Source organism: Allokutzneria sp. A3M-2-11 16, assembly GCF_024213555.1.
GTDB lineage: Bacteria > Actinomycetota > Actinomycetes > Mycobacteriales > Pseudonocardiaceae > Allokutzneria.
Map to the genome: position 1 here is coordinate 29,792 of NZ_JANAVO010000013.1, position 23,456 is coordinate 53,247.

At 69.4% G+C, this 23,456-nt stretch carries 20 protein-coding genes; 10 read left to right on the forward strand and 10 right to left on the reverse strand.

Annotated elements, in window-relative coordinates; translation table 11 throughout:
* Positions 1-80: 80 nt before the first annotated feature.
* Positions 81-647, reverse strand: coding sequence for a dihydrofolate reductase family protein (locus NLX83_RS34575; protein ID WP_254239461.1), 567 nt, complete (start codon positions 645-647; stop codon positions 81-83).
* Between the two features lie 168 nt (positions 648-815).
* Here NLX83_RS34575 and mihF point away from each other — a divergent pair, with 168 nt between their 5' ends.
* On the forward strand, positions 816-1,130 hold the full coding sequence (mihF, locus tag NLX83_RS34580; protein WP_254239462.1) for an integration host factor, actinobacterial type: 315 nt from the start codon (positions 816-818) through the stop codon (positions 1,128-1,130).
* A 26-nt stretch (positions 1,131-1,156) separates the two neighbouring features.
* On the opposite strand, the gene NLX83_RS34585 is transcribed toward mihF, so the two are convergent.
* Positions 1,157-1,384: a hypothetical protein gene (locus NLX83_RS34585; protein WP_254239463.1), complete on the reverse strand. Its 228-nt coding sequence runs from the start codon at positions 1,382-1,384 to the stop codon at positions 1,157-1,159.
* A 385-nt stretch (positions 1,385-1,769) separates the two neighbouring features.
* Here NLX83_RS34585 and NLX83_RS34590 point away from each other — a divergent pair, with 385 nt between their 5' ends.
* Positions 1,770-7,799 carry a type I polyketide synthase gene (locus tag NLX83_RS34590; RefSeq protein ID WP_254239464.1) on the forward strand — a complete coding sequence of 2,010 codons (6,030 nt, stop codon included), beginning with the start codon at positions 1,770-1,772 and terminating at the stop codon, positions 7,797-7,799.
* Here the strand turns inward: NLX83_RS34590 and NLX83_RS34595 are convergent.
* Complete coding sequence (locus NLX83_RS34595; RefSeq protein ID WP_254239465.1) at positions 7,738-7,995, reverse strand: AMED_5909 family protein; 258 nt, start codon at positions 7,993-7,995, stop codon at positions 7,738-7,740. The genes NLX83_RS34590 and NLX83_RS34595 overlap by 62 nt on opposite strands.
* 132 nt (positions 7,996-8,127) lie before the next feature.
* On the opposite strand from NLX83_RS34595, the gene NLX83_RS34600 reads away from it, so the two are divergent.
* Together NLX83_RS34600 and NLX83_RS34605 are read left to right on the forward strand one after the other, a co-directional pair.
* Positions 8,128-8,859, forward strand: a complete 732-nt coding sequence (locus NLX83_RS34600; protein ID WP_254239466.1) for a DUF5919 domain-containing protein — start codon at positions 8,128-8,130, stop codon at positions 8,857-8,859.
* A 2-nt stretch (positions 8,860-8,861) separates the two neighbouring features.
* Positions 8,862-9,332: an NUDIX domain-containing protein gene (locus tag NLX83_RS34605; RefSeq protein WP_254239467.1), complete on the forward strand. Its 471-nt coding sequence runs from the start codon at positions 8,862-8,864 to the stop codon at positions 9,330-9,332.
* Here the strand turns inward: NLX83_RS34605 and NLX83_RS34610 are convergent.
* Both NLX83_RS34610 and NLX83_RS34615 read right to left on the reverse strand, forming a co-directional pair.
* Entirely contained in the window at positions 9,325-9,663 is a 339-nt protein-coding gene (locus NLX83_RS34610) for a VOC family protein (RefSeq protein WP_254239468.1), read from the reverse strand. The genes NLX83_RS34605 and NLX83_RS34610 overlap by 8 nt on opposite strands.
* Positions 9,653-10,285: a DUF2238 domain-containing protein gene (locus NLX83_RS34615; RefSeq protein WP_254239469.1), complete on the reverse strand. Its 633-nt coding sequence runs from the start codon at positions 10,283-10,285 to the stop codon at positions 9,653-9,655. The genes NLX83_RS34610 and NLX83_RS34615 overlap by 11 nt, the downstream gene beginning before the upstream one ends.
* A 144-nt stretch (positions 10,286-10,429) precedes the next feature.
* Between NLX83_RS34615 and NLX83_RS34620 the strand changes: the two genes are divergently transcribed.
* Positions 10,430-11,434 carry an LLM class flavin-dependent oxidoreductase gene (locus NLX83_RS34620; RefSeq protein WP_254239470.1) on the forward strand — a complete coding sequence of 335 codons (1,005 nt, stop codon included), beginning with the start codon at positions 10,430-10,432 and terminating at the stop codon, positions 11,432-11,434.
* Here the strand turns inward: NLX83_RS34620 and NLX83_RS34625 are convergent.
* A complete protein-coding gene (locus NLX83_RS34625; RefSeq protein ID WP_254239471.1) occupies positions 11,431-12,243 on the reverse strand; it encodes an alpha/beta fold hydrolase in 813 nt (270 codons plus the stop codon). The two genes, NLX83_RS34620 and NLX83_RS34625, sit on opposite strands and share 4 nt — an antisense overlap.
* Before the next feature lie 162 nt (positions 12,244-12,405).
* Between NLX83_RS34625 and NLX83_RS34630 the strand changes: the two genes are divergently transcribed.
* On the forward strand, positions 12,406-13,764 hold the full coding sequence (locus tag NLX83_RS34630) for a GAF domain-containing protein (protein WP_254239472.1): 1,359 nt from the start codon (positions 12,406-12,408) through the stop codon (positions 13,762-13,764).
* Here the strand turns inward: NLX83_RS34630 and NLX83_RS34635 are convergent.
* From NLX83_RS34635 to NLX83_RS34650, 4 genes are all read right to left on the reverse strand, one after another.
* On the reverse strand, positions 13,761-14,243 hold the full coding sequence (locus tag NLX83_RS34635) for a GNAT family N-acetyltransferase (RefSeq protein WP_254239473.1): 483 nt from the start codon (positions 14,241-14,243) through the stop codon (positions 13,761-13,763). The genes NLX83_RS34630 and NLX83_RS34635 overlap by 4 nt on opposite strands.
* Positions 14,244-14,274: 31 nt before the next feature.
* A complete protein-coding gene (locus NLX83_RS34640) occupies positions 14,275-15,396 on the reverse strand; it encodes an HNH endonuclease signature motif containing protein (RefSeq protein ID WP_254239474.1) in 1,122 nt (373 codons plus the stop codon).
* A 279-nt stretch (positions 15,397-15,675) separates the two neighbouring features.
* Positions 15,676-16,290 carry an FMN-binding negative transcriptional regulator gene (locus NLX83_RS34645; protein WP_254239475.1) on the reverse strand — a complete coding sequence of 205 codons (615 nt, stop codon included), beginning with the start codon at positions 16,288-16,290 and terminating at the stop codon, positions 15,676-15,678.
* 66 nt (positions 16,291-16,356) lie between these two features.
* Positions 16,357-17,328, reverse strand: a complete 972-nt coding sequence (locus NLX83_RS34650) for a tyrosine-type recombinase/integrase (RefSeq protein WP_308209428.1) — start codon at positions 17,326-17,328, stop codon at positions 16,357-16,359.
* Positions 17,329-17,428: 100 nt separating this feature from the next.
* On the opposite strand from NLX83_RS34650, the gene NLX83_RS34655 reads away from it, so the two are divergent.
* The 4 genes from NLX83_RS34655 to NLX83_RS34670 all read left to right on the forward strand — a co-directional run bounded on the left by NLX83_RS34655 (position 17,429) and on the right by NLX83_RS34670 (position 23,227).
* Positions 17,429-17,995, forward strand: a complete 567-nt coding sequence (locus tag NLX83_RS34655) for a winged helix-turn-helix domain-containing protein (protein WP_254239476.1) — start codon at positions 17,429-17,431, stop codon at positions 17,993-17,995.
* Complete coding sequence (locus NLX83_RS34660) at positions 17,992-19,215, forward strand: MFS transporter (protein ID WP_254239477.1); 1,224 nt, start codon at positions 17,992-17,994, stop codon at positions 19,213-19,215. The genes NLX83_RS34655 and NLX83_RS34660 overlap by 4 nt, the downstream gene beginning before the upstream one ends.
* Positions 19,216-19,509: 294 nt before the next feature.
* Positions 19,510-19,992 carry a CAP domain-containing protein gene (locus tag NLX83_RS34665; protein ID WP_254239478.1) on the forward strand — a complete coding sequence of 161 codons (483 nt, stop codon included), beginning with the start codon at positions 19,510-19,512 and terminating at the stop codon, positions 19,990-19,992.
* Positions 19,993-20,107: 115 nt separating this feature from the next.
* Positions 20,108-23,227 carry an amidohydrolase family protein gene (locus NLX83_RS34670; protein WP_254239479.1) on the forward strand — a complete coding sequence of 1,040 codons (3,120 nt, stop codon included), beginning with the start codon at positions 20,108-20,110 and terminating at the stop codon, positions 23,225-23,227.
* Positions 23,228-23,456 lie beyond the last annotated feature (229 nt).

Genomic DNA, 23,456 nt, shown 5'->3' on the forward strand with positions numbered 1-23,456 from the left:
CTAACGGCTACTAACCCCGGGGTTAGTAGCCGTTAGCGATGGTTCTAGGTGGGGTTGGGGGTACTTGAAGACGTGCGGACCTAGCGGGTGTAGTGGAGCCAGACGACGCCGGTTTCGAAGTGGCGGACGCTTTGGAGCGCAAAGGAATCCGGGCGGAAGTCGCCGGAGAACAGCGGCGTGCCGGAGCCGCACGCCACCGGGTTCACCTTCAGCACCAGTTCGTCGATCTCGTCCCGCAGCTGCGCGGCCAGGTTCCCGCCGCCGCACAGCCAGATGCCCATGCCCTCCTCCGCCTTGAGGGAGCGGACCCTGGCCACCGGGTCACCGGCGACGATCTCGATGCCCGGGACCGGGGCGAGGCTGGTGGAGAACACGACCTGGCGCAGGTGGGAGTACGGGCTGGTGATCCCGTGCGGCAGTCCCGGATCGTAGGTGCCGCGTCCCATGAGGACGGTGTCGAATCGACGGTTCGGCGTGTCCTCCGGCATGCCGAGCATCGGGCGGACGTGCGTCGGCACGCCTTCCGGGTACTCCTCGCAGACCGCCGTGATGTGATCGCCCTCCATCGGGAAGAAGTCGAACTCGTGGTTCGGGCCGCTGATGAAGCCGTCGATCGTGGTGGCCACGAAGTAGGTCAGTTTGCGCACGGTGTTCCTCGGGTTTGGTCGAGCGTGCCACGCCGAAGTGCACGCGTTTAGGTGACAGGAAGCCCGTTTCCGGGCATTCCGGAGTGCTGGTGCGGCCGGGCGCGGTGATGATGCAGCCGTCATCTGCGCCCGGCGGGCGCGGGTTTCCTGGCAGGAAGGACGTCAGCAGTGCCTCTCCCCACGATGACCCCCGAGCAGCAGGCCCAGGCCCTGGCCAAGGCGCAGCAGGCCCGAGCGGCGCGCAGCGCCCTCACCAAGGAGCTCAAGGAGGGTTCGCTGACGCTCCACCAGGTGCTCGACAAGGCGGACTCCGACGACGTCGTTCGCAAGACCAAGGTGCTGGCGCTGGTCAAGGCGCTGCCGGGAATCGGTGCCGTCCGCGCCGCGCGGGCCTTGGAGGCCGCGGGCATCCCGGAGAACCGCCGCGTCGGCGGGCTCGGGGAACGGCAGCGCGCCTCGCTGCTGGCCGAACTGGCCGACTGAGCGGGCTTGCCGGGCTGGTCGCGTCATCAGATCACGCGGCCAGCCTGGCACGACCCCTCGCGGCGCGGCAAGGAGAAATCAGCGCGCTGCTCGAAGAGGCAGCGGTTCTCCCGAGACCAGCGCACACGCTCCTCAAGCTCGTCGAGCACGCCGTCCCAGACCCAGCTCCGTTGCGGCTCCAGCCCGCGGTCGGCCACCGCGACCACGTGGCCCGCCACCGCGATATGACCCCGGGCATCACGATCACCCTCCACATCAGCTCCGGCCGTTGAGCGGTCTTCAAGTACCCCGCACCCCCCTCCCAGCGGTCGTTAACTGCCACTAACCCCGGGGTTAGTAGCCGTTAACGACGGTTTTGGGTGGGGTTGGGGGTACTTGAAGACATGCGGACCTGGTGTGCGCCTCGCGCCCGTCGTCGACGCCGAGCGGCCAGGGCACCGGAGTCATTCTTCCGGGCTACAAGTAGGGGGCGGTAGGGGTTCCCCCTAGCTGCCCCGGGCGGGGTTTAGTTCAGCTCCCAGCGTTGCCATGCGGGTGCATTGTTAAAAGTTCACCCACGGTCCTCGCTGGTGAGAGAACTGGACGTGGTCTCCGGAGCCAGCGCAGCGCCGGGATCCGCTCTCATGAGGGGACGCGCACATGAGCAACGAGGACAAGCTGCGGGAGTACCTGAAGCGGGTGACGGCGGACCTGCACCGGGTCCGGCGGCGGCTGGGGGAGCTGGAGGAGCCGGTCGCCATCGTCGGGATGGCCTGCCGGTACCCCGGTGGGGTGAGCACGCCGGAGCAGCTGTGGGAGCTGGTCGCCTCCGGCACGGACGCGATCGGGGCGTTCCCGGGTGACCGCGGGTGGGACCTGGACTCCCTCTACGACCCGGACCCGGACACGCCGGGCACAACCTACGCCCGCGAGGGCGGCTTCGTGACCGCGGTCGACCACTTCGACGCCGCGTTCTTCGGCATCGCCCCACGTGAGGCGATCGCGATGGACCCGCAACAGCGACTGCTGCTGGAGACCGCGTGGGAGGCGCTGGAGCGCGCGGGCATCGACCCGACCACGCTCAAGGGCAGCCGCACCGGCGTGTTCGCGGGCGTGATGTACCAGGACTACACCGCCCGGCCGGGGTTGTCCGCGAAGGACCTGGAGGGATCGCTGGGCGCGGGCGGCTCGGGCAGCGTCGCCTCCGGGCGGATCTCCTACGTGCTCGGCCTGGAGGGGCCGGCGGTCAGCGTGGACACGGCGTGCTCGTCGTCGCTGGTCGCGCTGCACACGGCGGTGCGGGCGATCCGCAACGGGGACTGCGACCTCGCCCTGGTCGGCGGGTCGATGGTGATGTCGACGCCGGTGGCCTTCGTCGACCTGTCCCGCCAGCGGGGGCTGGCGCGGGACGGCCGGTGCAAGGCGTACTCCGACGACGCGGACGGCACCGGCTGGGGCGAGGGCGTCGGCATGATCGCCGTCGAACGGCTCTCCGACGCGCGCCGCAACGGGCACCCGGTGCTGGCGGTGGTGAAGGGGTCCGCGCTCAACCAGGACGGGGCGTCCAGCGGGCTGACCGCGCCGAACGGGCCCTCGCAGCGGCGGGTCATCGAGGCCGCGCTGGCCGACGCGGGCATCCCCGCCGCCGAGGTCGACGTCGTCGAGGGGCACGGGACCGGGACCGCGCTGGGCGATCCGATCGAGGCCCAGGCGCTGCTGGCGACCTACGGCCAGGACCGGGCCGGGCGGCCGCTGTACCTGGGTTCGCTGAAGTCCAACATCGGCCACACCCAGGCCGCCGCCGGGGTCGGTGGTGTGATCAAGATGGTGATGGCGTTGCGGCACAAGGTGATGCCGAAGACGCTGCACGCCTCGAATCCGTCCGAGAACGTGGACTGGACCGCGGGCGAGGTGTCGATCCTGACCGAGGCCCGCGAGTGGCAGCGCGCGGATCACCCACGTCGTGCCGGTGTCTCCTCGTTCGGGTTCTCAGGAACCAACGCGCACGTGATCCTCGAAGAAGCGCCCGAGGCGGAGCCCGTCGCGCGGCGAGAGCACGGCGGTGCCGTGCCGCTGGTGGTGGCGGGCCGGACGCCGGAAGCGCTGAGGGCGCAGGCTGAGCGGATCGCCGATTTCCTGGAGTCCTCCGAAGAGTCCATTGTGGACATCGCGTACTCGTTGGAGGCGACGCGATCCGCGTTCGAGTGTCGGGCTGCCGCGGTTGGCACGGATCGCGCGGAGCTCGCCGCGCAGTTGCGCGAGCTGGCGATCGCCGGTCAGGTGCGCGGGGACGCACGGCGACCGGTGCTGGTCTTCCCTGGTCAGGGATCGCAGTGGGTCGGCATGGCGGTGGAGCTGCTGGACACCTCGCCCGTGTTCGCCGAGCGGATGGGGGAGTGCGCCGTCGCGCTCGCGGAGTTCGTGGACTTCTCGGTGCTCGACGTGATGCGCGGGGCGCCCGGTGCTCCGCCGGTCGATCGGATCGACGTGCTCCAGCCGGTGTTGTGGTCGATCATGGTGTCGCTGGCACACCTGTGGCGCTCGTTCGGCGTCAGCCCGGCCGCGGTGATCGGGCACTCCCAGGGCGAGGTGGCCGCGGCCGTGGTCTCCGGCGCACTCTCGCTTTCCGATGGGGCAAAGATTTGTGCGTTGCGGAGCAAGGCGTTGCTGACGTTGTCAGGGCACGGCGGCATGTTGTCGCTCGCGATGCCGTTGGCCGCCGCCGAGGAGCTGATCTCCCCGTATGAGGGCAGGATCTCCGTCGCGGTGGTGAACGGCCCGCAGGCGGTGATCGTCTCCGGGGAAGAGGCGGCGCTGGAGGAGGTGCGGGCCGTCGCCGAGGAGCGCGGAGTGCGGGCGCGGAAGGTCGCCGCTGACTGCGCCGGGCACTCCGCCCAGATGGACTCGTTGCGGGATCGGTTGCTGGCGGAACTGGCTTCCGTGCGGCCGATGTCCACCGCGACGCCGTTCATCTCCAGCGTGATGGGGAAGGCGATCGACACCGCGACGCTGAATGCGGAGTACTGGTTCGCGAACATGCGGCAGACCGTGCTCATGGATACGGCCACGCGCACCGCGTTGGAGCGAGGGCACCGGACGTTCATCGAGGTCAGCCCGCACACCGTGCTGGCGATGGCGATTCAGTCCACTGCGGACTCCGCCGGGCTCGACGCCGTGGTCGTTGGTTCGTTGAAGCGCGATGAAGGCGGGCTCGAGCGGTTCCTGCGCTCCGCCGCCGAGGCGCACGTCCACGGCGTGCCGGTGTCCTGGTCGACTGTGTTCGAAGGCGCGCACGCGGTGGACCTGCCGACGTATGCGTTCCAGCGGCAGAAGTTCTGGCTGGAGTCCGTCGAGTCGACCGGTGACGTCGCGGGCGCGGGGTTGCGCGGCGCGGAGCACCCGCTGCTCGGCGCGATCATGGAGCTGCCGGACGGCGCGGGAGTGCTGTTCTCCGGCCTGCTGTCCACGAAGACGCATCCGTGGCTCGCCGACCACGCCCTTGGCGAGACGGTGCTCTTCCCGGGAACGGGTTTCCTGGAGCTCGCGGTCCGCGTCGGCGACGAGGTGGGCTGTTCGAAGGTCGAGGACCTGACGCTGCAAGCACCTCTCACTCTGTCCACAAAGGACGGAGCGCAGCTGAGGATCAGCGTCGGTGGACCGGATGTCACGGGTGTGCGCGAGGTGAACATCTACTCGCGGCAGGACGAGGAGTTCGTCTGCCACGCCACCGGGACGCTGTCCGCCGATCTGGAGGAGCCCGGCGCCGCGCTGACCGTGTGGCCGCCCGCCGGTGCGGAGGAGATCGAGGTCGGCCAGCTCTACCAGCGGTTCGCGGAGAACGGGTTCCTTTACGGCCCGGCGTTCCAGGGAGTACGAGCCGCATGGGCGCGTGGTGACGAGGTGTTCGCGGAGGTTGCCTTGCCGCCTCGGCAACGCGCTGACGCGGCTTCCTACGGCCTGCATCCCGCGTTGTTGGACGCCGCGCTGCACCCGATCGCCTTGAGCACGTCGCTGTTGGAGCCCGGAGAGCACAGCTGGCTGCCGTTCTCGTGGACCGGTGTCTCATTGCACGCGTCCGGCGCCGAAGAGCTTCGCGTGCGGCTTTCGAGCGCCGGAAGCGACGCGGTCGCGTTGACGATCGCCGACGGGGTCGGGAACCCGGTCGCTGACGTGGAAGCGGTGGTGCTGCGGCAAACACGCGGCGTCGAGACGCCTGCGAAGCGACACGAGTCACTGTTCACCCTGGACTGGCAGGTCGCTTCGCTGACCGGGGATGCGCCGCAGCGTGTTGCAGTGGTCGGCGACGACTCGCTGAAGATCACCGAGGAACTGCAAGCGGCGGGCGTGCGCGTTGAGTCCTATGTGGACCTGGTGGACATGCCCACGCCGGACGTGGTGGTCGCACCTGTGGGATCGGGGGATGCCCGCGAGGTCACGCGACATGTGTTGGGCCTGCTGCAAAAGTGGCTGGCTGATGCCCGATTCGGCGACGCCCGGCTGGTTTTCGTGACGAAGGGCGCCGTGGGCAGCGGGATCACCGACGTGGCGGCGTCCGCCGTATGGGGTCTGGTGCGCTCGGCCCAGTCGGAGGAGCCGGGCCGCGTGCGGTTGATCGACATCGACGATGTCGCTGCCCTGCCCGCGCTGCTCGGCGGAGCGGAGCAGCAAATCGTTGTGCGGGACGGGATCGCGCACACGCCGAAGCTCGTCGCGGCCAGGGAACTGCGGCCGGGCACGTTGCCCGCGGGCGGCACGGTCCTGGTGACCGGCGGCACGGGGTCGCTCGGCGGGGCGTTCGCGCGGCACCTCGTCACCAACCACGGCGTCCGCAACCTCGTCCTGACCAGCCGTCGTGGTGCGACGGCGGAAGGAGCCCGGGAGCTGCGCAACGAGTTGATAGAGCTGGGCGCGTCGGTCTCGGTGCGGGCTTGCGACGTGGCGGACTTCGACGCGCTGGCCACCGTGATCCAGAGCATCCCGAGTGACCGTCCACTGTGCGCGGTCATCCACACCGCGGGTGTGCTCGACGACGGGACGATCGGCTCGCTGACCGCGGACCGGCTCGACACCGTGCTCCGGCCGAAGGTCGACGCGGTGATCAACCTGCACGAGCTGACCAAGGACCTCGACCTCGCCGCGTTCGTGCTGTTCTCTTCAGCCGCAGGAGTCCTCGGCGGCGCCGGTCAAGGCAACTACGCCGCGGCGAACACCTTCCTCGACGCCTTCGCGCAGCGCCTACGCGAGCAGGGGCATCGGGCCACATCGCTGGCGTGGGGGCTCTGGGACAACGTCAGTGACGAGACCCGGTCCGGCATTGTGCCCTTGACCTTCGAGGAAGGGATGGCGTTGTTCGACGCCGCACTCGGCATGGACGACGCACTGCTCATCCCGATGCGCATCAACAAGACCGCGCTCCGCGAGGCCGTGGCGGCACCGGCGCTGCTGCGCACCATGGTGAAGGTCCCGGTCCGCCGCGCGACGGCGAGGAGCGCCGTGGGCACGGGCGACTTGCGGAATAAACTGGCTTCGTTGAGCGAAGAACAGCAGATCGCGACCATGACCGACCTGGTTCGTGAACACGTGGCCACGGTTCTCGGGCACACGAGCGCGGTCAGCGCGGAACACTCCTTTGTGGACTCCGGATTCGACTCGCTGAGCGCGGTCGAACTCCGCAACCGGCTGGCCACCGCTACCGGACTGCGGCTGCCCGCGACCCTGGTGTTCGACCACGCCAACCCCGTTTCCCTGGCCAAGCACCTGCTGGGCGAACTGGGGACGAAGGCGCCGGTGGAAGTGGTTGCGGCGCCGGTGGAATCCGGTAACACGGTGACCGCCCTGTACAACCAGAGCCTCAGCGCGGGCCGGTTCACCGAGGCGTTCGACTTCCTCCGGGCCACCGGAGCGCTGCGACCGCGCTTCGACGGCGTGGCCGACCTCGGCGAGCTGCCCATGCCGGTGCTGCTGGCGCGAGGACCGCGGGCGCCGAAGCTCTACTGCTTCTCGTCCTGCATCGCCACGGCGGGCATCCACCAGTGCGCCCGGTTCGCCACGAACTTCCGCGGCATCCGCGATGTCGCCGCGCTGGCGCTGCCGGGCTTCGAGAGCGGGGAACTGGTGCCGAGCACCATGGCCGCCGTGATCGAGGCGCAGGCGGAGGCCGTGCGGCGGGACGCGGACGGAGCGCCCGTGGTGCTGCTGGGCGCGTCGGCGGGCGGGTGGTTCGCGCACGCGACCGCCGCGCACCTGGAGAGCATGGGCGAGGAGGTCGCCGGGGTCGTGCTCGTCGACACCTACACGCCGCAGAGCAACGTGCTCAAGCACTTCGGGCTACCGCTGATGGACGCGATGTCGCAGCGCGAGGGCGTGTTCGTCACCATGGACGAGGCCCGGCTCTCCGCGATGGGCTGGTACCTCACGCTGTTCGGCCGGTGGGAGCCGTCCGCGATCCGGGCGCGCACCCTGCTCGTCCGCGCGACCGAACCGATGGGGCAGCGGCTCCCACAGGACCAGGGCGAGGACTGGCGCCCGGCCTGGGAGTACCCGCACGATGTGGTCGACGTGCCGGGGGACCACTTCTCCATGATGGAGCGCCACGCCGAGGGCACGGCGGCGGTGATCGAGGAGTGGATCAGCGCCGCTGCCGGGGCAACCGGCTCTCCACGTCGGCTAGCTTCTGCCGGACGTGGCTGACCCAGTACAGCGCCTCGTGCCGGTGGTCGGTGTCGACCTCGGCGACCTGGGCGTAGACCTCGGCGGTCTGGCGGTGGTAGGCGTGCCACTCCGACGGGCGGGCGTGCGGGGCCGGGCGGAGCCGGAGCAGTGTCTCGTGCGCCTCCCGCAACGTCCGTGACCGCATCGCCACCGCCCAGCCGTCCCTGCGTCGCACGCCCGCGCCCCCCTTGATCGTTCTCGACCAGGGAGGCTTTCGGCGGAAAACCGGGACGCGCGCACCGCATGGCGGGACTTCTCAGGACGTCCTTGCTAGGTTGCGCGCGTCCCGGCCGTCGAAGGGAGCGATGTGGCCAACGAACGACTGCGGGAAGCCTTGCTGCGCAAGGGGTTCGACCTCGAACACGCGGCGGCGGCCACCGGCGTGGACCGCAAGACGGTTGAACGCTGGATCACCCAGGGACGAGTTCCCTACCCCCGGCACCGGCGCACGATCGCCGCACTGGTCCGCGAGGCGGAGGACTACCTGTGGCCGGACGCGGTCCCGCCGGAGCTGGCCGAGTCCGAGGTGGTCAAGGTCTACCCGCGGCGCAGCGACATCCCCACCGACCTGTGGGACCGGCTGCTCGGCACCGCCACCCGCCGCGTCGACGCGCTCTCCCTGGCGGCGTTGTTCCTGGTGGAGCGGCCGGACTTCGCCAGGCAGCTGCGCAGGAAGGCCGAGGAGGGCACGAAGGTCCGGCTGCTCTTCGGCGATCCGGGGGCCCGCGAGGCGGCCAAGCGCAGCGAGGAGGAGCAGCTCGGCAAGGGCACGGTGGCCGCGCGCATCCGCAACGCGCTGGCCTTCGTCCGGCCGCTGGCCGGGGTCGAGGGGATCGAGATCCGGCTGCACCGGCGCACCCTCTACAACTCCGTGTTCCGCTTCGACGACGAGATGGTGGTCAACACTCACGTCTACGGCGTCCCCGGCGGTCACGCGCCAGCGATGCACCTGCGGAAGCTGTCCTCCAGCAGCATGTTCGACACGTACTCGACGAGCTTCGCGACCGTGTGGGCGGGAGCTGAAGAGGCGAGGTTATAGCCGTGGCACGCGCCGACTACTACAACGATCCGTCCGCGCCGAGGGCGAACAGCCTCAAACCCGCGGTGAGCGCCGTCGTGCTGGACGGAACGGGCAGGCTGCTGATGATCAGGCGGACGGACAACGACCGGTACGCGATTCCCGGCGGGGCCCAGGAATGCGGGGAGACAGTGACCCAGGCCGTTGTCCGCGAGGTGGAGGAGGAGACCGGTGTGGTGGTGGAGGTGGTCAGCCTGGTCGGCATCTTCTCCAACCCCGCGCACGTGGTCGCCTTCTCCGACGGCGAGGTCCGCCAGGAGTTCTCGATGTGCTTCCGCGCGGTGCCCGTCGGCGGCGCGCCCCGCGCGAGCGGCGAGTCGAAGGAGGTGAGGTGGGTGGTGCCGGAGGACCTGCGGTCCCTGGACGTCCACCCCTCGATCCGGCTGCGGATCGAGCGGGGCCTGGCCGACCCCACCTCCCCGTACTTCACCTGATGTGGGACAGGATGTTGACCACGTTGCCGTCCGGGTCCTCCACGAAGAACCGGCGCACGCCCCACGGCTCGTCGGTCAGCTCGTAGATGATCTCCGCGTCCGAGTCCAGCGCGGCCTGGTAGCTCGCGTCCACGTCCTCGACCTGGATGGACGCGACCGGCACCACGGGCGCTGTCGCGTCGTGGGTCATCAGGCTCAGCTGCACCTCCGGCCGTTCCCGGTCGGCCAGGGTGACGATCCACCCCTGGTTCATGACCACGCGCATCCCGACGACACTGGTGTAGAACTTCACGGCCGCGGCCATGCTCGTGGTCGGAAGATCAGCGACCACCCTGTTCACCTTCATGGCGTACCTCTACCAGTTTGATCTGACGGTCGTGCACGCGGGAGAACAACAGCTGCGCGGCGCTCGCCCCGAGCAGGGCCATGGTCATGTCCCACTGGGTGTCCCACTGGTCGCCCTGGGTGCCGAGGTAGTCGGCCGCGTTGTCCCCGCCGAGCATCCCGACGAAGCCCTCGAACACCTCGAACCCGCCGCTGACGCCCAGGCAGACGAAGGTGGTCAGGGTGATCAGCCAGCGGCCGGGGACCAGGGGAGTGCGGCGCAGCAGCAGCTCGCGGACGACGATCGCCGGGATGAAACCCTGGGCGAAGTGGCCGATCCGGTCGTAGTGGTTGCGGTCGAAGCCGAACCAGTCCTCCATCCAGAACCCCAGCGGCACCTCGGCGTAGGTGTAGTGTGCGCCGAGCGTCAGGATCAGCGCGTGCACCGCGATCAGCCGGTACGTCAGCGGTGTCAGCGGGAACCGCCGGTACGTCGCGATCAGGGGAACCGCGGCCAGCGCGATCGGCAGCACCTCCAGGGCCCAGGTGCCCCAGGAGTGCGGCTTGATCGCCGACACGGCGACAGCGACGAGGACGACGCCCAACAGGACGAGGGGTTCACGCTTCACGCGAATTTTCCTACCCGGTTTCGGTGGTTTGTACGTCTTTCGCATGAATATTGCAGTCATGATGGTTTCAGTGATGAGTAAAGCTACTCACCCGGAGACGAAAAGCACGGAATGCGCCAGGACGGCGAGGAGTTGCCCTGGAACATGGCCTCACGTTTCCCGCTGTCCGTGCTCGACCTCGCCACGGTCGCCGAGGGTTCCACCGACGCCGAAGCCCTGCGCCGCGGCGTCGAACTCGCCCAGCACGTCGAATCCCTTGGCTACCAACGGTTCTGGACGGCCGAGCACCACAGCATGCCGACCATCGCCAGCTCCGCGCCCGACCTCCTCGCGCTCCAGGTGGCCAACGCGACGAGCACGATCCGCGTCGGCTCCGGCGGCGTGATGCTGCCGAACCACTCGCCGCTGGTGGTGGCGGAGCGGTTCGCGTTCCTGGAGGCCTTCCACCCCGGGCGCGTCGACCTGGGCATCGGTCGTGCGCCCGGCACCGATCCGAAGACGGCCGCCGCCGTGCGCAGGCACACCGGGCACGGCGTGGAGGACTTCACCGAGCAGCTCGCCGAGCTGGAGGGCTACCTCGACGGTGGCCTGCCGGAGGGGCACGCGTTCGCCGGGGTGTGCGCGGTGCCGACCAACCCGACCCGCCCGCCGGTGTGGCTGCTCGGATCGAGCGGGTACAGCGCCGCGCTCGCGGCCAGGCTGGGGCGGCCGTTCGCCTTCGCCTACCACTTCGCGCCCGACAACGCGGCGGCTGCGCTGCGGCACTACCGCGAATCGTTTCGGCCCAGCCCGGAACTGGCGCGGCCGCACGCGATCCTCACCGTCGGCGTGATCACCGCGGACACGGCGGCCGAGGCGGAGCGGTTGGCGCGGCCGATGGGGCTGTCGGCCGCCCGGTTGCGGGCCGGGCGGCCGACGCGGCTGCCTTCGCCAGAGGCCGTCGAGCGGCACGAGTGGACGCTGTCCGAGGAAGCCGTCGCGGAGCACTTCCTGGCCACGTACCTGGTGGGCGAACCGGATGACGTGGCGTCGCGGCTGCGCGGGCTGGTCTCCTCGTTGGGGGCGGACGAGGCGATGATCACGTCGATCATCCACTCGCCGGAGGACCAGCGGCGCAGTTACTCGTTGCTGGCGAAGGCGATGTCCTAACAGCTCGCCAGGAAGTCGCCGAGCACGGTGTTGAACCGCTCGGGCTCCTCGGCGAACGGCGCGTGGCCGCTGGCGGCGAAGCGGGCGACCTCGGCGTTGGGCAGCTGCCCGGCCAGCCAGCCCGCGAGGTCGCCGGGGAAGACCTTGCTCTGCTCGCCGTAGATCAGCAGCGCGGGCACGGTGACCTTGCAGAGCATGGCGCGGAGGTCGGCGTAGGCCATGTCGAACCACACGTCCAGCGCGCTGCGGGTGTGGGTCTTGGCGGTCTCGGCGTAGATCGCGTCGATCGTGGCCTGGTCGGGCTCGTCGGCGAAACAGGCCGCGATGAACGGCTTGATCACCGAGGGGCGGGCGTGCCGGACGCCCTGCGTGAACACGGCCAGGTCGGTGATGGGGTAGCCGCCCAGCAACGGGAAGTCCCATTCGGCCGCGTCGAGGAAGCGGGGGGACTGGTCGACGAAGCAGACCGAACGCAGCTTCTCGGTGCCGTACTCGCGGACGTAGCTCAGGATCACCGCGGTGCCCATGGACCAGCCGACGAGGCAGACGTCGTCGAGGTCCAGGTGGTCGATGAGGGCGCGCACGTCCTGGGCGTACTGGTGCAGCGAGTGGCCGTTCTCGGTCTTGCCGGAGTTGCCGTGGCCGCGGAAGTCGACGGTGACCACGCGGTTGCCCTGGCTCAGCGGGCCGGTGTTGGCCTGCCAGAACGTGCTGTTCATCGTCCAGCCGTGGAGCAGGACGACCGCGGGGCCGCTGCCGGTGTCCTCGTAGTGCAGCGGGACCCCGTCGGGCAGTTCGAGGTAGGCCATGGCACAACCCTTTCGATGTCTTCGCGGTCGGCGCCGATGATCGTCCCGGCGGTGACCGGGGGAGAAGGGGTTGCAACGGGGTTGCACGAGGGTTGCACCGCCGGTGCGGGCCGACCTACGTTCTCCGATGACCGAAGATCCGCTTGCGGGGACGAGGCGACCATGGACGCTGAGGGGAAGCGGCTGGCCCGGACCCGGGACCAGGCGCTGAGTGGTGTTGAGCCGCGCGGGGTCCGCCCGGCGGTTCGAGCGTCGTGGGACCGGTCGCGCAGCAACGGCGTGCGCCCGGATCGCTACCTGCCACCGGTTCCGCTGGCCGAGGACGCTGTTTTCGAGCTGCGGCGCGAACATCCGCTGGCGCGGGTGTGGCCGACGTTGGAGCGGACGCTGCGCACGTCGCTGGACGGTCCGGGGCGGATCCTGTTCCTCAGCGACGCCGCCGGGCACCTGTTGTGGGTCGACGGTGATCGCACGACCATGCGGCGCGCGGAACAGGTGAACCTCGTGCCGGGCGCGCGGTGGAGCGAGGATGCCGCCGGAACCAGTGGCGTCGGCACCACTTTGGCGTTGGGACGGCCCTTCCAGGTGCGCGGTCCGGAGCACTACCTGTCCGCGGCGACGAGGTACACGTGCTCCGCGGCGCCGATCCGGGACACGATGACCGGTGCGGTGCTCGGCGCCCTCGACCTGACGACCGAACCGTTGGACGGTGCTGAGGGACTGGCGTTGTCTTTGGTCGTCTCGACCGCGCGGTTGGCTGAGGCGCAGCTGCGGGAGTACGCGCACCGGCAGCACGCCGAGTTGCAGCGCCGCTACGTGAGCCGCTTGGCCAACCGCGTCGGCAGCCACAGCGCGGTTGTCACGCCGGATGGCCGCGTGGTGTTCGCCGATCCCGTGGGATGGTTACCGGATCGGTGGTACCAGCCGTTGCGCGAGGGGACCGCTGTACTGCCCGACGGTCGATCCGTGGTGATCGAGCGCCTGGCCGTCAACGGTCCTTTTTTCGTTATGGCACAAGAGGTCGAGATCGACGCCGCCGTGGTCTTCGGCGGCCTCGGGCTCGATCGGGGTTGGCTGCGGGTCGATGGTGTCGCGCACGAGCTGACGATGCGGCACAGCGAGCTGCTCTCGATCCTGTGCGCGTGGCCCGGCGGGTTGACCGCCGAGGGTTTGGCGCGCGAGGTCTACGGTCCGCAGGGGAAGACCGTGACCGTGCGTGCGGAGATGGCCCGCTTGCGGCGGATTCTCGGCTACCGCCTGGCATCTGAGCCTTACCGTCTCGTTGGCCCCGTGCGTGCGGATTTCCTTGACCTGGAACAGGATTTGGCGTCCGGTTCGGTCGGCGGGCTGCTGGACCGGTACCGGGGTCCGCTGCTGCCGCGTTCGGCCGCGCCCGGTGTGGTGGAGCTTCGGGCCCGCGTGCACGAACGGCTGCGCGGCCGCGTGTTCTCCGAGGGCGACACCGATTCCGTGGTCCGCTGGCTGGCCGCTCCCCACAGCCGCCCCGACCGGCTTCCCTAGGCCGGTCCGGTCCGGACGAACCCGAGCGATGTGAGCAGCCGCTCCGAAGGCGTGTTCCCGTCTGTAACCCCCGCGAACACCGCCGCGTCGTCCAGTACCCCAAGCGAGGCCGCCACCACCGCCGTCCCGAGCCCACGTCCTTTCCACCCGGGATCGGTTATGACGTAAGCGATCCAGTACGTGTTGTCTGTTCCTTCTGCGACCAGCGAGGCCGCGACCGGCACGCCGTCGTCTTTGATCGCCACAAAGCTCGCCTCCGGGACCGCGCGCTCCCGCCAGCCCGCGATCTCCACCGCGCCATCGCTGTTGTCGCCGAGACTTTCGTCGATCGTCCCCGCGTACGCGCGCTCCATGAGTCGACCCAGTACCGCGTCGTCACTGTCGTCGAGCGGCCTCAGCGCAATCCCGTCGACCGGTGGGCGCTCGGTGATCCTCTGTCCGGGAGGGCGGTGGTAGATGCTTCGCGGTGGAAGGCTCATAGGTAGACAGTGTTCTCGCGCTGTCCAGGGCTCAGAAGGGTGCGGGTCCGGCGATGGGTTCCAGTTCCGTCTCGTAGACGTCTCCGCTAGGTGTGGTCCACATGTGGCGTCCGTCTGGCAGGTTTTCGCAGCGCCAGGTGGTGTTGTGCTTCATCCGGTGGTGGTGCCTGCACTTGGGCCGCAGGTTCTTCACCGTCGTGTTGGTGCCGTCGTAGCGGCAGCAATGGTCGAGGTCACAGCGGTGTGCGGGCTGCTGGCACCCGATCGCGGTGCACCTGGGGTAGCGGGCTGTGATGAGTTCCCGCTGCTTGGCGGTCGGTCGGTAGACATCGCTGACTTCTTCGGCCATACCCGTGACGGGGTCGGTGAGGATGCGCTTCCAGATCCCTCCGGCGATGACATCGCGGGCGATCTCGGCCGGGAGGGGTCCGTATCCGTGCAGGATGGCGGGGTCGTCGTTCATGTCGATGACACTGGTGACCGGCATCGTGAGGTACACGCGCACCTCGCCTTGGGGTGCTCCGGTGTCCTTACCCAGCAACACATCCATCGCCACATCGGCCCGCTTCTGGTCCAACGTCCGGTCATCCTTCGGCAACGCTCGGGCGATCCTGTCGATCCTGTCGTAGATCAACACACCTTCCAGCGCGGGCACCAGGAAGCGGAGCGAGGACATGCCGTCATCGAGGTCGCGCTTCTCCACCGCGCGTTCCTTGGTCGCCTTCTTGTGGCGGCGCAGGGCGGCATCAGGGTCGAGCTTGTGGATCACCGTCTGCGCGTGCCTGCGTACCGAGGTGTAGGTGCGAGTTTCCGCGTACGCCAGGAGGTCTTCCTCCACGATCGCCTTGTGGATCTCGGACAGGACACTGATCTGGTCCAGGATCAGCAGGGCCTTGCCCTCGTCGACTCGGCCTTCGGCCATCGCCTGCAACACGGCAGGGCGCTCGGTGAGTTCAAAGCCTCGACTCAGCATCCGGTCAGCTTTCCGACGTGACATCGCCAACCGAGGACCGACCTCCGAACCCATGTACTGGTAGTCCCATTCCGGCACCTGATCCATGTACTTCCGGCACGCGAGAGCGAGATCTGCTTGCGCCTGTGCCAGCGCGCGAGCGGCATCTTCGACCTCATCGAGATATTTCCCAAGGGGCATACACCCATTCTATCGCAAACAAATAGACGATCATGCCTCTAAAGGATGAATTGCCAGGCGTCCGAAAAGCAAGTTCCAGCGAAAGCGGGCCGCCGCTGGAAATAGGGTCGGCTTTACCTGGGGTGCGCGTGCCATACGCTTCCCGCGAGGGCCGGGGTTCCATCCCGTGCCCCCGAGAGGCCCAAGGGTACGCGCAAGGGCCCCCAGGTCAAGCCGACCCCACCGCTGGTACCGGTGCGAGCTGGAAGTCCAGCCGCGCAAGCTGGAAGCCCAGCCCGCTCACGCCGGAAACCCGCCAGCAAGATGCCGAACAACAGCAGCATCATGCCCATCACCCCGCTCAACCAACAACGAAGCCACCCGCCCCCGATGCTCAACCGACTTGTTCCCCCCGAACTTGAACTTCGCCCGAACCCCCGTAACGCTCAACACAAGCCCCCGAATCCCAGGCAACAACCGCCCATCAACCCCCGATGCAGAAACAGGACACCGAGAACTCCCAGGCTCAAAATGATCAAGCTGGGCATTCAACAAAGAAGCCTTCTCTGAAGGACAGTCAACAACCCGAGCATCACACTCCAACTGCACCGTCGCATAGTACGACGTCGGCACACCCGAAGAAACCGGTCCATTCCAATGAGACCGAATATACGTATAGTCCCCAACCACGGTCAGCAACACACGAGGATTCTCGTCCACCGCCGCCCACACCGGATTGGGACGAGCGAGGTGCAGCAGGATCGCATCGTCCCGAAACACGAAGTGCGTAGGCACGACCACCGGGAACTCACGATCACGCCCAGGAGCGATGAGCTGGCCGAAGTCGTGCTCATCGCGCAACCACGCGCGCCAATGGTCGTCGTCGATGGGGGCGTCCCACGGATGAATCAGCACGCCCCGATCCTGCGCCGCGCGGAAACCCCCACCCCAGGGCCACTGGCCAGGCAGTTCCGATGGCCACTAGGACGAGTCGGCGACCTCGGCCAGGGCGGCGTAGGTGCGGTTGGCGCCCGCGGCCATGCGTTGTTCGCGGGCGGTGGCGTCGATGTAGTTCTGGCTGGCGGTGATCGACGCGTGGCCGAGGAGCTTGGCGATCTCGATCACGGAGGCGCCGTCCTCGGCGAGGCGGGTGGCGAAGGTGTGCCGGAACGCGTGCACGAGCGCGCCGCGCTGGACCCGGTCGCCGACGCCCGCGGCGCGCAGCGAGGTGCGGACGAGGTACTGGAGCCCGCCGCGGCGCAGCGGTTCGTCGCGGTGGTCGACGAACAGCGGCGCGGCGCCGGGGACGCGCAGGCCGAAGCGGAGTCCGCGGCTGTGCAGGTAGGCGTTGATGATCTCGTCGAGCGGGCGCTCGATGGGGACGGAGCGGCGGGTGCCGCCCTTGCCGCTGACCTGGATGCGGCGCTCGCCGGGGCGGCCGACGAGGGAGGCGACGGTGAGGCCGAGCAGCTCCGCAGACCGGACCCCGGTGCACAGCAGGGTGGCGAGCACGGCCAGGTCGCGTTCCGGCCAGGGGTTGCGCGCGGCGCGAGCACCTTCGGCGACGCGGCGGAGCAGCTGTTCGGGGGTGTCCTCGCCCTGGAGCGGTTTGGGCGCGCGCATCGGTGTGCGGGGTTTGGGCACGACCTGCATGGGGTTGCCGACCGCGGCGCCCTCGATGACGAGGAAGCCGAAGAACCCGTTCCAGGTCGACCAGGCGCGGGTGACGGAGGCGGCCGAGCGGGGCCCGGCGAAGCGGGCGAATGCCGAGCGCAGCGGCCCGGCGGTGATCTCGTCGACGGTGATCTCGTCGGGTTCGCGGTCGAGGACGACGGCGAGGTCGAAGGCGACGGATTCCAGGTCTCTGCGGTAGGCGCGCACCGAGTTCGCGGCGAGCTTGCGCGCCTGCATGTGCTCTAGATAAGCGCTGATCGAGTCCCACAACGCGGTCACCCCGCCATCTTCCCCCACCACCCCGACAAGATCATCATCCGACGAGGTGCAATCCAGAAGAAGTCTTCCGGAAGTTTTCTTCTGGATGTACCGTCGGCCCGTGACCGAACGCCGCAAGATCACCGATCCGGACGTGCTGAAGGGCCTGGCGCAGCCGCTGCGACGGCGGCTGTACCGGCTGCTGTGCCAGCTCGGCCCGGCCACCGCCGGAGCGCTGGCCAAGCGCACCGAGTCCGATCCCGGCCTGGTCAGCTACCACCTGCGGGAGCTGGGCCGGACCGGCTACATCGAGGAGGCGCCGGAGCTGGCGCGCGATCGCCGGGAGCGGTGGTGGCGCGCGGTCCCCGGCTCGACGTCCTGGTCGCACCTGGACTTCACCGACCCGGAGGGCCGCGCCATCGCCGACACGGTGAAGGCGCAGATGGTCGCCGACCAGCTGGAACGGTTGCGCGCCTACGAACGCGAACGCGACGACTGGCCGGACGAGTGGGCCGAGGCGGCCACCTCCACCGAGGGCGGATTGCGCCTGACCCCTGAAGAAACGCGCGCGATGAGCGAAGAACTCCAAGAAGTGCTGATCCGCTGGTCGCAGGTCGGCAAGGGCGGCGTCGACGACGGCCGCGAGCACGTCTTCCTGTTCCTGCACGTCTTCCCGGAGAGACCGTGACTGTCGCCGTTCCCGCCTACCGCGTCCCGCAGTACCGGCGCTATGTCGCAGGCGAGGCCGTTTCCGTTCTGGGCGACCAAATCTGGTACGTCGCGCTGTCCTGGGCCGCGGTCCAGCTCGCCTCGCCCGGGGTCGCTGGTGTCGTCCTCGCGGTGTCGGCGGTGCCGAGGCTGTTGCTGATGGTGCTCGGCGGCCCGCTCGCCGATCGTTTCGACGCGCGCCGCCTGATGGTCGGCAGTGACGCCCTCCGTGCGGTGATCATGCTGGTCGCCGCCGGAATCGCTTTGGCAGCAACGGAAATCTGGCTGTTGGTGGTGGTCGCGTTGATCTTCGGAGCCGTGGACGCGGTCTTCATGCCCGCCGCCGGATCGCTGCGCCCGCGACTGCTGGAGACCGAGCAGCTCTCCGATGGGGCGGCGCTGCGGGAACTCGGGGTACGAGCCGCGCTGATGCTCGGCGCCCCGCTCGGCGGAGTGCTGGTGACCGTGGGCGGTCTCGCGCTGGCGTGCGCGGTCAACGCGGTGACGTTCGTGGTGTCCCTGTTGGCCATCCGCACCCTGACCCCGCGCCCGATCGAGCGCGTCGAGCAGCGCGAGCCCTACGGCGTGGCGTTGCGCGCCGGGTTGCGATACCTGTTGTCACACAAGCTCTTGCTGCCGTTGATGTTGGTGACGCTGCTGTTCAACATCGGCTTCGTCGGACCGATGAACATCGGACTGGCGCTGCTGTCGGAGGAACGCGGGTGGGGCGCGCAGGGGATCGGGTTCCTGCTCGCGGGCTTCGGCGTCGGCGCGGCCATCGGTTCGATCGTCATGCTCCGAGTTCGTATCCGAAGCCACATCGGCATCGGCATCGCCGTGTGCGCGTGCGGGGAGGCCGTGGGGATCGCGGGAGCCACGCTCGCGCCGAACCTCGGCCTCGCGGTTGCCTCCACCGCGCTGGTCGGCCTGCTAGGCGGGCCGCTGGGCATCTTGTGCGGATCGCTGAGCCAGGCCAACACCGACGATGCGTTCCGCGGGCGGACGAGCAGCGTGCAGGCCCTGCTCACCCTGGGCGTCACACCCCTGGTCATGGCCGCGGTCGGTTGGCTCGCCGGAGAATTCGGCACCACGCCGGTGATGCTGGCCAGCGCGGCGGTCGAAGCCACCGCCGCCGTGCCGTGCCTGCTCCTCGCGCGGCTGCGCACAGCGTCGATCACGCAGGGAGCAGACCGAGGGTGAACGCACGCGCCACGAGTGCCGTGCGGTTCGGGACGTCGAAGCGCTTCACCATGCGGGTCACGCGATAGGTGAGCGCGGGCACCGGCCTCGCCCCGTTCCGCGGCGGGATCGCGGCGGTGGCTGGACGAGTTGATCGCTACTGACCGCTACGTCGAGGACGTCTACGCGGGCTGAACCTCATCCATCCGTGCCTTCAAAATCACGAAACGTGGGGGGTCCGATCGGGGGTAGTGACACTAACGGGTGATGGAGATCATGGCGGTCCCTGTAGTCCGGACGGCGGAAGGCTCTGAGATGACCGCACGATCCCGCTCTGCCGCGTTAGCCCTCGGAGCGGTGCTCGCCACCACGCTCCTGCCCGGCGTCGCGCACGCCCAGGCCGACCCGGCGGCCGAAGCCCAGCGCGTGCTCGACCTGACCAACGGCCACCGCGCCGCGGCAGGCTGCCCCGCGCTGACGACCAACCCGCAGCTCGCCGCGTCCGCGCAGGCGCACAGCGAGGACATGGCCCGGCACAACTACTTCAGCCACACCGGCAAGGACGGCAGCAACCCGGGGCATCGCATCGCCCGCGCCGGTTACCAGGCCCGGTCGTGGGCGGAGAACATCGCCGCGGGCTACCGGGACGCCGAGACCACCGTGCGGGAGTGGATGAACAGCCCCGGCCACCGCCGCAACATCCTCAACTGCAAGCTGCGCGAGCTCGGGGTCGGCTACGTCTCCCAGTCCGGCACGCGGTACACGAGGTACTGGACCCAGAACTTCGGCAGCAGGTGAGCCGTTCGCCGCGCCGGACTGCTCCGAACGGGTGCGCGCCGGCGCGGCGATGTGGGGGGCAGAGGTGCGTGCGAAGCTTGCCCGGTCGGTGAAGTAGTCCGGGGAGGCGCCAGCCATGAGTTTCGACCTGAACCGCCGGGACCTGTTGCGCAGCAGTGGTGTCGTCGCGGCCGCGGCCGCGCTGGGCGGCGCGACCGCCGTCCCGGCCAACGCCGCTGCCGAGGACGAGCGGGGCGGTAAGCCGAGGGTCGATCTCACCGAGGGCACCAACATCAGCGCGTCCGCCTCCTCGGACGGCAAGCTGATCGCCTTCGACCTGGTCACGGCGATCTGGGTGGTGGGCGCGAACGGCGGTCCGGCGCGGCGGCTGACCGACGACCTGGCCGACGCCACGCTGCCCCACGTCGCCCCGGACGGTTCCCGGATCGTGTTCCAGTCCTATCGGGACGGTAACTATCACTTGTGGACAGTCCGGCCGGACGGCAGCGGGCTGACACAGCTGACAACCGGCACCTACGACCACCGCGAGCCCCGGTTCGCGCCCGACGGCAAATCCGTCGTGTTCACCTCGGATCGCGGAAACACCGGCAGCTACGGCGTTTTCCGGCTCGACCTGGCCGACAAGAAGATCACCACGCTCAGCGACACCGCCGCCGAGCAGGCCGCGCCCGCGTGGTCCCCGGACGGCAAGCGCGTCGCGTACACAGTGGACGATGCGGCGATCGACGTCCTCGATATCGGCTCCGGCGCAGTAACCAGGGCGGTCACCGCCACGGGTGGGGCGAAGATCTACGGGCCCGCCTTCGCCCCGGACGGCAAGACCCTGTCGTACATGCGGCTCACCGGCGCGGTCGCCGAACTCGTGGTGGGGGAGAAGGCCGTCACCTCCGGTGAGGACGTGTTCGGCTTCGCGGCCACGTGGCTGTCGGCCGACGAACTGCTCTACACCGCGGACGGCCACCTCCGCCGCCGCAAGCTCAGCGGGGGTACCGCCGCCGACATCGCGTTCACCGCGTCGGTCCCTGTCACCACGCGCCGGGTCTACCGGCAGTTCGTCCGCGACATCACCGATCGGCGCGCCCAGGCGACCCGTGGAATCGCCTCGCCCGTGGTGTCCGCGGACGGCAAGCAGATCGCCTTCCGCGCGCTGAACGCGTTGTGGCTGTTGACGATCGGGGACGCCAACCCGAAGCGGATCGTCGCGGACGGCTACTTCAACTCCGACCCCGACTTCGCCCCGGACGGCAAGTCCCTCGTCTACACCTCCGACCGCGCGGGCGACGCCGATCTGTGGGTGCGCGATCTCGCCAGCGGCAGCGAGCGCAGGCTGACCGGGCTCGCCGGAGCGCAGCTGACCCCGCGCTTCTCCCCGGACGGCAAGCGGATCGCTTACCAGGACCACGATGGTGCTGCCTGGATCGTGGACACTGCTGGTGGTACGCCGAAGCAGGTCACGCCGACTCTGTTCATGCCGGGCCGGATCACCTGGTCGCCGGACGGCAACACGATCGCGCTCGCCGCGGTGAAGCCGTTCTCGAAGCGCTTCCGCGAGGGCACCAGCCAGATCCTCACCGTCGACCTGGCCAGTGGCGCGCTCACCTACACCGAGCCGATGCCCTTCGCGTCCATCGCCGCGCGCGGTGACGACGGGCCGGTGTGGTCGCCGGACGGCAAGCACCTGGCGTTCGTCGTCGAGTCCACCGCGTGGATCGTCCCGGTCGACGCGCGCGGCAAGTTCACCGGTGCGGCCCGCCAGGTCACCCGCGAGGTCACCGACTCGCTGGCGTGGATCGGCTCGGACGCGTTGCTGTACCTGAACAACGGCCGCCTGCGCAGTCAGTCGATCAAGGGCGGCCGACCGGCGACGATCCCGCTCGACCTCACCTGGAAGCGCCCGGAGGTCAAGGAAAAAGCCGTCATCCGCGCGGGCGCGCTGTGGGACGGGCAGTCACGCGAGCTGCGGCGCAACGTCGACATCATCGTGGACGGCAACCGCATCGACGGCATCGTCCCCTCACGGCCCGGACGGGCCACTGTGGACGCTTCGAAGCTGACCGTCATGCCCGGCCTGATCGACTCGCACAACCACTGGCACCTGCGCGGACGGCAGTGGGGAGACCGGCAGGGGCGGGCGTGGCTGGCCTACGGCATCACCACGACGCGCTCTCCCGGCGACCCCGTCTACCAGATGCTCGAAACCCGCGAGGCGCTCGACGCCGGTGCACAGGTCGGACCGCGGTTCTTCGCCACCGGCGAGGCGATCGACGGCTCGCGCGTCTACTACAACTTCATGCGCCCCACGCGGTCGATCACGCAGCTCGACCTGGAGCTGGAGCGCGCGCGGGAACTCCAGTACGACCTGATCAAGACCTACGTGCGGCTGCCCGTGGAGTACCAGAAGCGGGTGATCGACGCCGCGCACCGCGCCGGGATGCCGCTGTCCTCGCACTACCTCTACCCGGCCGAGCACATCGGCATGGACGGCATGGAGCACACCGGGGCCACCAACCGCCTCGGCTACTCCCACACCGTGTCCCGGCTGGGCCGCGCCTACGCCGACGCGATCACGCTCTTCGTCCGGTCCGGCATGTCGATCACGCCGACGCTGTTCAACTCGTCGGTGATGTACGCCGACGACCGGTCCCTGGTGGAGGACCGGCGCACCAGGACGCTCTACCCCTCGTGGGAGTACGAGCGCCTGGTGAAGAAGGCCGACGACGCCAAGCTCCCCGCCGCCGAGGCGGTCCGCGCACTGCTGAAGTCCAATGTGGACATGGTGCTGCGCATCCACCGCGGCGGCGGCATGGTGATCGCCGGCACCGACGCGCCGCTGGACAACCCGGCGATCTCGTTGCACACCAACCTGCGCGCGATGGTGCGCTACGGCTTCACCCCGCACGAGGCGCTGACCACCGCGACCGCCAACACCGCCCGCTGGCTGGGCCACCAGGGCAGGCTCGGCGTTGTCGCCCGCGGCGCGCTGGCCGATCTGTCCTTTGTGGACGGAAACCCGCTCGCCGACATCAGGGCCGCCGCCGCCGTCCGCCAGGTCATGCTCGGCGGCGTCCTGCACACCGTCGAGGACCTCCTCAAGCCCTTCGCCACCCCCGCCGCCCGCATGGCCCCCGCCGCCGTCCTCCGCAACCCCGCCGTTTCCCACTCGCACTCCGACCGCACCCATTGGTGGCACACCCCCGAATGGCAGCAGCAGGTGTGCTGCGGCACTCCGCACTAGAACACCTGAGCGCGCAGAAGTTGGGGCGTCTTCAAGTACCCCCGACCCCCTTCTCAGCAGTCGCTAACCGCCCCCAACCTCCGGCGCCTCGCCGGGGGTTGGGGGCGGTTAGCGGTGATCAACGAGGGGGGTTCGCGGTACTTGAAGACCGGCGGACGTGGCGAAGGCGCCGGCTCACGAGGAGCACGGCGCCTTCGGGTGGAGCGGAGTGCGGTGTTCCTGAGTGCGG

Bases quoted from the DNA above. Each gene is read 5' to 3' on its own strand.
- NLX83_RS34620 (WP_254239470.1), top strand. From the start codon at position 10,430: ATGGCCTCACGTTTCCCGCTGTCCGTGCTCGACCTCGCCACGGTCGCC.
- NLX83_RS34635 (WP_254239473.1), bottom strand. From the start codon at position 14,243: ATGAGCCTTCCACCGCGAAGCATCTACCACCGCCCTCCCGGACAGAGG.
- NLX83_RS34665 (WP_254239478.1), top strand. From the start codon at position 19,510: ATGACCGCACGATCCCGCTCTGCCGCGTTAGCCCTCGGAGCGGTGCTC.
- NLX83_RS34625 (WP_254239471.1), bottom strand. From the start codon at position 12,243: ATGGCCTACCTCGAACTGCCCGACGGGGTCCCGCTGCACTACGAGGAC.
- NLX83_RS34640 (WP_254239474.1), bottom strand. From the start codon at position 15,396: ATGCCCCTTGGGAAATATCTCGATGAGGTCGAAGATGCCGCTCGCGCG.
- NLX83_RS34630 (WP_254239472.1), top strand. From the start codon at position 12,406: ATGGACGCTGAGGGGAAGCGGCTGGCCCGGACCCGGGACCAGGCGCTG.
- NLX83_RS34670 (WP_254239479.1), top strand. From the start codon at position 20,108: ATGAGTTTCGACCTGAACCGCCGGGACCTGTTGCGCAGCAGTGGTGTC.
- NLX83_RS34590 (WP_254239464.1), top strand. From the start codon at position 1,770: ATGAGCAACGAGGACAAGCTGCGGGAGTACCTGAAGCGGGTGACGGCG.